The organism is Azospirillum sp. INR13 (genome assembly GCF_015390205.1).
In the GTDB taxonomy this organism is placed as follows: domain Bacteria; phylum Pseudomonadota; class Alphaproteobacteria; order Azospirillales; family Azospirillaceae; genus Azospirillum.
In genome coordinates this window covers 31,418-43,674 of the sequence record NZ_VUOI01000011.1, presented here as the reverse complement: position 1 = coordinate 43,674, position 12,257 = coordinate 31,418, and the positions used below count along the sequence as shown (strand labels likewise).

Here is a 12,257-nt window from a genome sequence, read left to right as displayed (position 1 = left end):
CGTCATTGACAATAAAAAGGGAGAGGGGAATGACCTGCACCTATTTGATCACGGGTTCGGCGTCGGGCATCGGCGCGGCGATCCGGCGGCGCCTGGAAGCGGGCGGAAACCGCGTCATCGGCGTCGACCTGCGTGATGCCGACATCGAAGCCGACCTGGGAACCGAAGGGGGACGGAAAGCCATGGCCGAGGCTGCCATGCGGCTCATGCCCCGCCTCGACGGCGTGGTGGCCGCCGCCGGCATCTCGCATCCCGTGCCGGCAACGCTGTCAATCAACTACTTCGGCGCCGTGGCGACCCTGGAAAGCTTGCGCCCGCTGCTGGCTGAGGCGCCCCGTCCGCGGGCGGTCGCCATCTGTTCGACGGCGGCGCTTCTGCCGGTCCATGACGCGGCGGTCACCGCCTGTCTGGCCGGCGACGAAGCAGCAGCGGTCGCTGCCATCGCCGAGCAGCCGGACCTGTCTTACATGTCGTCCAAACGCGCGCTGTCGCTCTGGCTGCGCCGGACGGCCGTGTCGCCCGCATGGGCCGGGGCGGGCATCCTCCTCAACGGCATCGCTCCAGGCGTGGTGGAGACCGGCATGACCGCACCGCTGCTGCGGGATCCGGAGATGGTCAAGCTGATCGCCCAATCCAATCCGATGGCGGTGAAGGGCTTCGCCGTGCCCGACGAGATGGCCGAACTGGCCGCCTATCTGCTGACCTTCGAGGGACATTATCTGCTGGGCCAGATCATCTTCAACGATGGCGGCACCGACGCGCTGATGCGTCCCGACGCATTCTGACCGCACCCGTCAAGGCAGAGGGGCGGAGATGGCGGACAAGACGACGATTTTCCTGACAGGCGCGTCAGGAAACATGGGCGGAGAAACGCTGCGCCAGCTGCTGAATCGTTCTGACCGATTCCGCGTCAAAGCCCTCGTTCTACCAAACGACGCCGCGACCCCTGTCATCAAGCGTTACCGCGGCCACCGCAACCTGGAGATCGTCTGGGGCGATCTGACCCGATACGAGGATGTCCTGCGGGGGGTGTCGGGGGCGGACCAGGTGCTCCACATCGGCGGCCTCGTCTCGCCCTATGCCGACCGTTTTCCCGAGCGCACCATGTCCGTGAATGTCGGGGGGGCCCGCAACATCGTGGAAGCGATCAAGGCGCAGCCCGACCCTGATCGCGTCCGCCTTGTCTACATCGGCACCGTAGCCCAGACCGGCGACCGGCAGGCGCCGGTCCATTGGGGTCGGACGGGCGACCCGATCAAGATCAGCCACTTCGATCACTACGCGGTGAGCAAGACCCGGGCCGAGGCAATCGTCGCCGAGTCCGGATTGAAGCACTGGGTGTCCCTGCGCCAGACCGGCATTGCCCATCCCCATCTCTGGAAAATCCATGATCCGATCATGTTCCACAACCCCTTCAATGCGGTGCTGGAATGGGTAACGGCCGGCGATTCCGGAAATCTGGCCGCGAACACCTGCGAGGACAGCGTGCCGGAAGCGTTCTGGCGCAACTTCTTCAACATCGGCGGCGGCGCGGGCATGCGCAAGGTGAGCCATGAGTTCGCCGCCGCCACCTTCCAGACCTTGGGATTTTCCGACTTCCGGCAGGTCTTTCAGCCGAACTGGTTCGCCACGCGGAACTTCCACGGGCAGTGGTACAGCGACTCCGACACTCTGGAAGCGCTGGTGCCGTTCCGACGCGAGAGCTTTGCGGACTTCCTGAACGACTTTCGCAATGCGCTGCCCTTCTACGTCAAACTGGGTGCGCGTCTGGCTCAGGGCGCCGCGCGCAAACGGATCGAGGCGTTGGCGAAGGCGGAAGGCGGACCGCTGCACTGGATTGCGTGTGACGACCGGGCGCACATCGACGCGTTCTTCGGCTCGCGCGCGAAATGGCAGGCGCTGCCGGCCGACTGGGACCAATTCACGCTCGAACAGCCGTCGCGCTCCCCGTCCTACCTGGACCACGGCTATGACGACGGCAAGCCGAAGGAGAACTGGACGGCGGCCGATTTGCGGCAGGCCGCGGAGTATCGCGGCGGGCGCTGCACCACCGGCTATGAGGGCGCCCCCCACGCGCCGGTTGGCTGGATTTGCGCATTGGGGCATGCCTTCCACATGTCTCCCAACCTTATGCTGCGAGGTGGTCATTGGTGTCCGACCTGCATGGTCGATCCGTCGACCTATGATGCGGTGGCGACGCGCAGTCCCTTCTTCGCGCAGGTCTGGCAAGGCGGCTTTTGAACTGTCGGCACGGGGCGGCAACGGGCGCTCTTGCTGAAAAGTAAGCGCTCACTTATTATAAGGTTCGAGCAACCGGCAATCCGTCCAGGAAACGGTAATGGGGAGCGAAATTCGACTGCGGGCGCTGGCCAGCAAGCCTGGAGCGCCACTGCCATCAAGCCGCCCAAAGCCCATAGGCCCGCTCCCTCCACCCTCGAACCAAAGAATCCTCGCGCCCCCGGCGCGGCATCGATCAACCCCTTGGAGGACACCGTGCAGAACAACTTTGGATTTACGAAGCTCCTGGTCTCCGACCTCGAAGCCGCTGCGACCTTCTACAAGACCGTGTGCGGGCTGGAAGAAATGGCTCGCGTCGATGAGGAGATCGCCGGGCGGAAGATCAGCGAAATCCTTTTCAAGCCGCCTTACGAAGGGGCGGCGACCTTCGTTCTCCTGAAGTTTCTCGACACATCGGCGCCCTCCACGGCCGAGGTCATCCTGGGCTTCATCACCGACAGCACCGACGCGTTCGTCCAGCGCACGCTCAGCGCCGGCGGCACACTGGTGCAGGAGGCCCGCGACATGCCGGCCCATGGTGTGCGGGTGGCCTTCGTGGCCGACCCGGAAGGCCACCTGATCGAAGTCGCCCAGCTCCTCACCCAAAGCTGAACGGCCGCTCCCCGGCATCCCGGCCGATCGCCGGGATGCCCACCCCACCCGTCCCAGCACACGAGTGACATCATGATCGACGCCTTCTCCGCGATCACCATCGGGCCGGTCACAGTGCCGAACCGGTTCATCCGCTCTGGCGCGAACGAGATGATGACGAGGGACTGCCTGCCCACGAAGGCACTTCTGGAGTTCCACCGCCGGCTGGCGGCCGGTGGCGTCGGCATGACGACGCTCGCCTATCTGGCGGTATCGCCGGACGGCCGCACCTTCACCGACCAGGGTGTGATCTCGGAGGCCAGCGTCCCGCACTACCGCGCGATCACCGAGGCGGTGCATGCCGAGGGCGCGCTGATTTCGGCGCAGATCACGCATGGCGGCAGCTTCGCCCAGCACAAGGAGCTGACCACGCGGCGCGCCATGTCCGCCAGCGGCGGCATCGACAAGATCGGGCTGATGCTGGGCCGGCCCCTCCAGCGGGCGATGACGCGCGCGAACATGGACCAGGTCCGCGACGAGTTCGTCACCGCCGCACGTCTGGCGGTAAAGGCGGGCTTCGACGCGGTCGAACTGCACATGGGCCACGGCTACCTGCTCAATCAGTTCCTGTCACCGCTCTCGAACAAGCGCCGTGACGCCTATGGCGGCTCGACGGAAGGCCGGGCACGCTTCCCGGTCGAGGTGATGGCGGCCGTCAAGGAGGCGGTCGGCTCGAATATCGCGGTTCTCGCCAAGATCAATCTCTATGACGGCGTCAAAGGTGGCGCCACGGTCGAGGATGCGATCGTCACGGCACGCCTGTTGGAGCGCGCCGGGGCTGACATGCTGGTTCTGTCGGGCGGGCGCAACATCGAGGCTCCCTGGGCCATTTTCTCCAGCCCCCTGCCCTTCGACGACTTCGCCGCCATGAAGAGCGGCCTGTTCAACAAGCTGCAGTTCACGTTGCTCAAGCTGGCGACGCCGAAGACCGTGCGCTTTTCCGAGCTGTATTTCCTGGAGGCCGCCCGCAAGGTCCGCGCAGCGGTGTCCTGCAAGCTCGGCTATGTCGGTGGCGTTCTGTCGCTCGACGCGGCGCGGCGCGTGTTGGACGAGGGGTTCGAAGCGGTTGTGATGGCGCGGTCGCTGGTGCATGACGCCGACCTGGTACGGCGCTTCCGCGACGATCCGGCCCACCACTCCGCCTGCACCGCCTGCAATCGCTGCGTCGCGGTGATGTACGGCCCGTCCGGCACCCATTGCCCGCTGACCGGGAACGGCATCGATCCGGCGCTGAACCGCATCCCGGCGGCGGCCGGGCGCACCCCCTAGAGTCCCCCGCAAGGGTGCGCCGCCAATCCCACAGCCTTCCCTCCCCCGGCCACGTCCCGGCGTCAGGCCGGGACGTTGGCCCCTGTCGCATGCCGGGCGGCCACGAAGCCGAAGGTCATCGAGGGGCCGAGCGTCGAACCGGCGCCGGGATAGCTGCCGCCCATGACCGACGCGGCGTTGTTGCCGACAGCGTAGAGGCCGGCGATGGGCAGGCCATCCGTTCCCAGCACCTGGGCGTCGGCGTTGGTCTTCAACCCGCCGCAGGTGCCGATGTCGCCGGCATGCATGGGAATGGCGTAGAAGGGCGCCGTCTCGATGGGACCAAGCGAAGGGTTGGGCTGGACGCGCTGGTCGCCGAACATCCGGTCATAGGCCTGGGCGCCGCGGCCGAATTCAGGATCGACGCCCTGCCGTGCCCCGGTGTTGAAGCGACCCACCGTCTCCCGCAGCGTGGCCGCCGGCACGCCGATGGCACGGGCGAGCCCGTCGATCGTGGAGGCTTTCTTGAGGATGCTGCGCAGCGGCGCACTGAGCACCCAGTCCGGGAGAAGCGGCAGGATGGGTCCGACCGGATAAGTCCGCCGGAAGATGGCGTCGAACACCAGCCAGGACGGGTTCGTGCGGGCGTCCGGCCGGTCGGCGTCGATCATCTGGCGCCCGACCACGTGATAGGACGCCGCCTCGTTCAAATAGCGGCGGCCCGCCTGATTCACCAGGACGGAGCCGGGCAGAGCCCGCTCGATCGTGGACAAGCGGCCACGGCTCTCGCCGGGGATCGAGAACACCGGTGCCCACCACGCCATGTGGAGGTTCATCGTCGCCGCACCGATCGCCGTCGCCGCGCGGATGCTGTCGCCGGTGTTGTTCTCCTGCGAGCCGCTCACCGTCGGGACAGGGACCGCGGGCATGTGTTGCTGACGCATCTCCGGGTTCCGCTCGAAGCCTCCCGCCGCCAGCACGACGCCACGGCGGGCGCGGATCCGCAGCTTGCGGCCGTCCTGCTGGACCACGGCACCGACCACCCGCCCCTCTTCCGCGACCAGCTCCAGCAAACGGGTGCGCAGCCAAAGCGGAACACTGCGCTGTTTCGCGGCCAGCCGGAGGCCACCGACGAGCGCGGTGCCGAGCGTCAGGAAGCGGTCCTTGCGCGAGCGGAAGCGATGCGGCAGGTCGCCGTAATAGCGGGCGACCATGCGCGCGGCTGTGCGAACCCATCCCTTGGGCCGGAACAGCAGCGCAAAGGTCTCCGACAACTGCCAATTGATGACGCCGAACAGGCTTGCCGCGGGCGACGTGGACCGCAGGTCCAGCATGTCCGGTCCGAGCAAGCGGCCGTCCATCGGTTCAGGCAGATGGGTACGATAGCCGAGTTTGCCGCCGGGAACCTCGGCGTGGTAGTCGATGTAGGGCTGGCTCTTGTAGCGCACCGGCGTATTGGCGGTGAGCCAGCGCAGCATCTCAGGTGCCCACTGCACGTAGGCGCGGATGTTCTCGTCCGGCACGCTCACATCGCTGAGCGCGCGGATGTAGCGGAACGCGTCGTCCGGGCTGTCCTGGTGCAGGTCGGGCGGAGCCAGCGGGCTATTTGGGATCCAGACGCCGCCACCCGACGTGGCCGAGGTGCCGCCGTACTCGTCGCTTTTCTCGATCACGAGCACCTTGGCGTGGTGGTGCGCGGCAACCACCGCCGCCAGCAACCCGCCCGCGCCGGACCCAACCACCAGGACGTCAACGTCCATATCCCAGGCTTGATCGCCGCCGCTCATCTCAACCCCATTCATCGCGTGTGTGGGTTTTCAGTCACCCGCTGCCGCCTTGCGGATGATCGGCCAGGCAGGTGATTGACTTGGATCAAAATTACGCAAATAGCGGATTGTTGCCTAGATAAATCGTATTTCTCGGAGAAATATACCGTGCTAGGATCGCATCAAGCGAGCTATCACACGAAACGCTGAGGGAGGCCGTCATGGCTGGGACTGCGGATTATGGGTTGGGGCCGTTCACGTTTCCGCGCGGATGGTTCATGGTCGCGGAGGCGGCGGAGGTCACATCGGTGCCTAAGTCCGTGCGCTTTTTCGGCCAGGACCTTGTGCTCTACCGGGGCGAGAGCGGTCGCGCCTACATGATCGACGCCTATTGCCCGCACATGGGCACCCATCTGGCGAAGAACACCACCTCTTATGTCATCAAGGACAACCAGCATGTGGAGGGCGAGTCGATCCGCTGCCCTTACCACGCGTGGCGGTTCGGACCGGACGGGCACTGCAACCATATCCCCTACCTCCAGGGCAAGATCCCGGCCGCGGCAAAGGTCGGCACCTGGACGCTGCAGGAGAAGTACGGCTGCCTGTTCACGTGGCATGATCCCGAGGGCGGCGGGCCGGACTTCGACCTTCCGGTCATCCCGGAATGGGACAACCCCGCCTATGTCCACTGGGCGATCGACCATCTCGGCATATTGCCCTGCCACCCGCAGGAAATCATCGACAACATGGCGGATGTCGGCCACCTGGGTCCGACGCACGGCGGCCAGCCGATCTATTTCCGCAACGAGATCAACGGGATCGTGCTACGCCAGTACCAGGGGGCGCCGCACCGCACCCTCTTGCCGGGCTTTATCCTGGAGACCGATACCTTCTACACCGGTCCCGGCATTCTGCTGTCCTACTACAACGAGGCCAGCGCCATCATGTATATCGCCAACACACCGGTCGACGACGGCTCGCTGATGGCCTGGCACGGCTTGCTGGTGAACAGCGGCAAGGCGATCGCCACACCGGACGACCTGCCGGCAGCCCGGCAGGCGCAGGCCGGCGCGCTGGGGGCGCTGGCGCAGGACTTCGAGATCTGGGGAAACAAGCGCGCCTGCATCACGCCGCTGGCCGTTCCGGGCGACGGCGCCTTCTCGAAGGTGCGCATGTGGTACAAGCAGTTCTACAACCCGCGCGCCGAGGCGGAGAAGTTCCAATCGCTGGCGAACGGCACCTATCCCGTTCGCGGCATGCCGACGCACCGGGAAGCGGCGGCCTGAGCGCCGACGCACCCTCTCCTTCCGCAATCGAATCCGCCCGCGCGCCTCCCGTCCTGGGAGGCGCGAACGGCGTCCATCAGGGCGATGGGCCTGGAAGGGTCGTCGCCTGACCAAGAGGTGAGAAGAATGTTGTCCAAGGTCACTCTGGATAAGACGACGCTGGCGGTCAGCCGCCTGTGTTTCGGCACCAATATGTTCGGCACCGCCGTCGATCAGGGACGGGCGAACGCGCTTCTCGACCGCTTCGCCGAACTTGGCGGCAACTTCATCGACACCGCGCGCTCCTACGGCGACTGGATTGCCGACGCCCCAAAGGGAGCGAGTGAACGCGCCGTGGGCGCGTGGCTGAAGACGAAGCGGCGCGACGACATCGTGGTCGCCACCAAGGGCGCCTTCTTCGACATTCGCGCCGGCGATTATCAAAAGCGCGTCACCCCCGTCCACCTCGAGCAGGACCTGCGCGAAAGCCTTGAGCACCTGCAGATCGACACGATCGACCTGTACTGGCTCCATATGGACGACGAGGCGCAACCGGTCGGCGCCATCATCGATGCCTTGATCGCCCACCAGCAAGCGGGCCGCATCCGGTATTTCGGAGCGTCCAACTGGTCGGTGGCCCGGATCACCGAGGCCCAGGGCTACGCCCGCAGCATCGGCCATGCCGGCTTTGTCGCCTGCCAGCCGTTCTGGGGACTGGCGGCACCCGACCGCGCGATGGCCGCCACATCCGGTTACGGTAACTACTATGAGGACGGGTACGAGGCGCTCCATGCCGGCGGCCTCACAATGATTCCCTATTCGGCTCAAAGCCGGGGGTTCTTCACCAAGCTGGCGACTGCCGGCGAGGCCGGGCTATCCGACGACCTGCGGGACATGTACCTCAACGACACGAACCGCCGCCGCTTCGCCGTTCTCCAGCAGGTGGCAGAGGAGCGGGGCGCCGGCCTGAACGACGTGGCGCTCGCCTATCTGACCTCGCAGCCGGTGCCGACCATCCCGATCATCGGCGCCAGCAAGCCGGAACAGATTGCCGAGAGTGTCGCGGCGTGCGACCTCACGCTTTCGTCCGAAGACCTGCGGCGGCTCCGTACCGCCTGATTGGGCGTGACGATGTGGTGCCCGCTCCTCGATCCTGGGGGGAGCGGGCCGGCATGGGCCCAAGGCGACGATGCCGCCATGCGGACTCCGTTCGAGGGAAACCGTACATTCGGCGCCCCCTGAATACCAAACCCGACACAGTCACACACCTCAGCCCGCCATTTTCGACACCTCGGCTGTCACCTGACTGGTGGCGGACCATGTCAAGTCCGCCACCACCCGGTCCCGGCTCAGCGCACGCCCGCCGCCGCCAGCGCGTCCGGGCTGTAGTAGCTGGCCGGGCTCTTCACGACCCAGTTCAGCGGCTTGGGAGAACCGGAGATCTCGCCTTCCATCAGGTAGGTTCCGCTCTGTAGGTTCAGACTGAAGTAGCCGGCGAGCCCCACCATCGGCCCATCCGGGCAGACATACTGGTTGAAGTAAGTCAGCTTCCACGGCTTCTCATCGGCCGAGAAGGAATCGATGAGGGCGAAGTTCCATGAATCCTCATCGATGTAGACAATGCGATGGGGAACGGTATTGCGCATGCCCGATTTGACCGTCATCTCCACCGCCCAGACGCGATGCAGCTCCCAGCGCACCGCATCCGGATTGGGAAAGTTCGGCTTCAGGATATCATCGATCTTCATCAGAGCGATGTTGTTGTTGTTATACGGGATGAACATCTCCTTCTTGCCGAGCAGCTTCACATCGAAGCGGTCCAGCGAGCCGGACACGCCGTACGATTCGTCCATGTTGCTCATGCCGGATGTGTTCGGGTTCGGCGCGTCGTAATCAAGGTTCGGCGCCTTGCGCAGCCGCCGCTGTCCCGCCAGATACTGCCAGATATCGTTCTTTTTCGTGTAGGTGTCCGCGGGGAAGCGGATCAGCAACATCTCGCCGTTCTTCACCGGCGGGCCGCTGAATTCGGAGCGGGTAAGGCTGAAGAAGCCCGGCCCCTTTTTGTATTCCTCGATGCTGCTGTTCCGATCATACATCGGATAGGCGACCCGCATGTTCAACTCGGACAGCAGAACCTTGTCGCCGTTCGGCATTACGGCCCAGTTCCTGGCGACACTCTCCATTTCCGGTACCGTGATGCGCATCGTCGCGTTCCAGAGCACCTCGCGTCCCGTCTTCGGGATCGGGAAAGGGGTGCCGCCGAACGCGTTCTCCACGGTTAGCCCGTCATTGGTGGTCGTCGTGCGCGTGGCGTTCAAAAAGGTTTGGTCATAGTTCCACTGGGAGAGCCCGGCAGTGCGCCGGGTAGGGTAGACGTCGATGCGGAAGTTCGGATACTTGGCCATCGTGGCCATCAGATTGCGCGACAACTTGTCCTTATACTTATCCATATTCTTCGAATCGATCGAGAACTGAACCTGGTCTTCGGGATGGATGGCGGGGCGATGGTTACCCGGCGCCTGACCGGGAAGCGATTTCAGGCCCCCGGTCCAGGCGGGGATCGTGCCCTCCTTGTTGCCGGCACGTTCCGCTCCCATGGGGGTCAATTCGCTCTTCAGCTTCTGCGCCTCGTCGGCCGTGACGGCGGCCTGTGCCCCATTCACGATGAACAGCGCCAATATGGCCACGGCACAAGATCCCGTTTTCATCCCTAGCTCCTGCTTTGTTGATCAATCGGCCGAGCACGCGGCGGCGGTGGTCAGGCGCAGCGTGCCCGGGAAAAGGGCGGGCCGGCTGTCCACCGGCCCCGAGTGATGGGAAGCAAAGCGATACACATCCAGGACCGCAGGCTCGGTGAGGATGGAGGCGCTCACCGGCAAACGGGGGCGGCCCCGGCAAAATCTGTCTCCTCGATCACCCGCTCATGGCAGTTCCTCCATTGAAGTTGAAGTTCTCCGCTCGGCCGCAGCAGGGCATGGGCACGACCGGATTTCCTGGCGCTGGAACAAGCTCCAAATCGGCTCAGGCGTCGGCGAGACCCCGTTCAAGGGGCTCTCCCCGGCCTCATCCGCGTCCGCTGGAAATGACGAAGGCACAGCGCAACGGGGAAAGCTCCATACGCACAGCCGGAAATTGGAGCGCGCCTTGATCGATGTATGCGTAATATTATACCGCAATAGGCGCGCAAACAACGGTATCAAGCGGATAGCAACCTGAATTTGCGCAATCGACGTGACAGTACGCGACGAGGCGGCTCCGCAGGCCTGGGCGCGTTCGGAATCGGCTCAGGCCCTCCAATCCGCGTTCGGAGTTTTCAAGTCGGACGCCAGTATCGATTGCGCGATGACCGGGCAGGACCAACGGCTCGTGCAGAGCGAGCTCGGCCCCGAATCGTCAGCGCCAAGCAATATCAGGGTCAGCTTGCCAAGATCATGTCCGCCGCCTTTTCCGCCACCATCATGGTCGGCACGTTGGTGTTCCCACCCGGCACGCGCGGCATAACCGAGGCGTCGACGACACGGAGGCCCCCGATCCCATGGACGCGCAGTCGGGAATCGACGACGGCCATCGGATCCGGGCCCATCCGGCAGGTTCCGACGGAATGGATATCGGAGACCGCCGTTGCCCGCAGATAGGCGTCAAGGTCCTTGTCGGACTGCATTGCCCCGCCGGGAGCCAACTCTTCCCCCCTCATCGGGTCGAACGGGGACTGCGCAAAGATCGCACGCGTGGCACGGATCGCCGCCCGTCCCATCGCCATGTCATTTTCAGTCGACAGGATGTTGGGATCGATTGCCGGCGGAGTTGCCGGATCGGCCGAAGCCAAGCGGATTTCACCCACGCTTTCCGGCCGCAGCAGGTCGATGTGGGCAAAGTAGCCGTGGCGCATGCTGAGCTTCCGGCCCATCGCCTCGTAAAGGGCCATCGAGAAGTGGATCTTGATGTCGGGCTCGTGCGAGCCGGGCATCGTGCGCAGGTAGGCCGTCACCTCCATCGGGGGTTGGGCCAGAGGGCCCCTGCGGAACAGGACGAAGTCCGCGACCGCCTTTGCAGCCACCAACGGATTGAAGAAATTGTAGAGGGAGATCGGCTGCGTACAGGCCTGCTTCACGGTCACCGCCACATGGTCCCGGTAGTTCTGGCCGACGCCGGGCAGATCATGCACAACGGGGATGCCGAACCGGGCGAGGTGCGCCGCCTCGCCGATCCCCGACAGCATCAGGATGTGCGGCGAGTGTATGGCGCCGGCCGACAGGATGACCTCCCGTGCGGCGTCCACCTGGAGCGTGGCGTCCCCGTGCCGGTACTCCACGCCCGTGGCCCGTTTGCCGGTCGTAAGCACACGTGTCACATGGGCGTCGGTCAAGACGGTCAGGTTCGCTCGCCCTGCTGCAGGGCGCAGATAAGCCCGCGCCGCACTGTAACGCCGTCCCGCGGAAGCAGTGACGTCGACCGGCCCGACCCCCTCACGGACCGCCCCGTTCAGGTCGTCGTTGTAGGGGACGCCGGCGGCCTTCGCCGCCTCACAGAAGGCCTGGGCCAGGGGGTGGCGAATGCCCGGCCGGCTGATGTGCACCGGGCCGCCCCGGCCGTGGAAAGGACCGGTGTCCGCCGGACCGGTACCCGGCCGGTAATCCTCCAGCTTCTTGAAATAGGGAAGGACATCCTCGTACGCCCACCCCTCGTTCCCCAGTTGGCGCCAGAGGTTGTAGTCGCCCGCCGCGCCACGGTCGTAAACCATCCCGTTGATGGAGGAGGACCCTCCGAGCACCTTGCCTCGTGGCGTGTAGATGATCCGATCCCCGGTCGCCTTCTGCGGAATGCTGACGTGCATCCATTGGAACCAGCCGCGGTACATGATCGGCAGCAGTCCGCCGGGGGCATGGATGAACACGCTGCGGTCGCGCCCACCGGCCTCGATGAGCAGGACGCGCGTCCGCGGATCTGCCGACAGGCGGTTTGCGAGGACGCACCCGGCCGACCCTCCACCGATGATGACGAAGTCGAATTGCTGGCGCTGGGCCATGGCTTTGTTTTCCTCCGCGTGCAG

The 12,257-nt window shown here is 65.2% G+C and carries 9 protein-coding genes; 6 read left to right on the top strand and 3 right to left on the bottom strand.

Annotation, left to right across the window (positions count from 1 at the left end):
* Window positions 1-29 precede the first annotated feature (29 nt).
* From F1643_RS10865 to F1643_RS10850, 4 genes are all read left to right on the top strand, one after another.
* Window positions 30-785 (top strand): SDR family oxidoreductase, encoded by a 756-nt coding sequence (locus tag F1643_RS10865; RefSeq protein WP_194913146.1) that lies wholly within the window; start codon window positions 30-32, stop codon window positions 783-785.
* Window positions 786-813: 28 nt separating this feature from the next.
* A complete protein-coding gene (locus F1643_RS10860; RefSeq protein WP_194913145.1) occupies window positions 814-2,241 on the top strand; it encodes an NAD(P)-dependent oxidoreductase in 1,428 nt (475 codons plus the stop codon).
* A 240-nt stretch (window positions 2,242-2,481) separates the two neighbouring features.
* Window positions 2,482-2,889, top strand: coding sequence for a VOC family protein (locus tag F1643_RS10855; RefSeq protein ID WP_194913144.1), 408 nt, complete (start codon window positions 2,482-2,484; stop codon window positions 2,887-2,889).
* A 72-nt stretch (window positions 2,890-2,961) separates the two neighbouring features.
* Window positions 2,962-4,197 carry an NADH:flavin oxidoreductase gene (locus F1643_RS10850; protein WP_194913143.1) on the top strand — a complete coding sequence of 412 codons (1,236 nt, stop codon included), beginning with the start codon at window positions 2,962-2,964 and terminating at the stop codon, window positions 4,195-4,197.
* A 62-nt stretch (window positions 4,198-4,259) separates the two neighbouring features.
* Here F1643_RS10850 and F1643_RS10845 read toward each other — a convergent pair whose 3' ends face one another.
* Window positions 4,260-5,963, bottom strand: coding sequence for an FAD-dependent oxidoreductase (locus tag F1643_RS10845; protein ID WP_194913141.1), 1,704 nt, complete (start codon window positions 5,961-5,963; stop codon window positions 4,260-4,262).
* Window positions 5,964-6,163: 200 nt separating this feature from the next.
* On the opposite strand from F1643_RS10845, the gene F1643_RS10840 reads away from it, so the two are divergent.
* Complete coding sequence (locus tag F1643_RS10840; protein ID WP_194913138.1) at window positions 6,164-7,228, top strand: Rieske 2Fe-2S domain-containing protein; 1,065 nt, start codon at window positions 6,164-6,166, stop codon at window positions 7,226-7,228.
* Window positions 7,229-7,354: 126 nt separating this feature from the next.
* A complete protein-coding gene (locus tag F1643_RS10835; RefSeq protein ID WP_194913136.1) occupies window positions 7,355-8,326 on the top strand; it encodes an aldo/keto reductase in 972 nt (323 codons plus the stop codon).
* A 230-nt stretch (window positions 8,327-8,556) separates the two neighbouring features.
* Here the strand turns inward: F1643_RS10835 and F1643_RS10830 are convergent, their stop codons facing one another.
* Both F1643_RS10830 and F1643_RS10825 read right to left on the bottom strand, forming a co-directional pair.
* Window positions 8,557-9,894, bottom strand: coding sequence for a DUF1329 domain-containing protein (locus F1643_RS10830; RefSeq protein ID WP_194913134.1), 1,338 nt, complete (start codon window positions 9,892-9,894; stop codon window positions 8,557-8,559).
* Window positions 9,895-10,622: 728 nt separating this feature from the next.
* Entirely contained in the window at window positions 10,623-12,233 is a 1,611-nt protein-coding gene (locus tag F1643_RS10825; protein ID WP_194913132.1) for a GMC family oxidoreductase, read from the bottom strand.
* Window positions 12,234-12,257 lie beyond the last annotated feature (24 nt).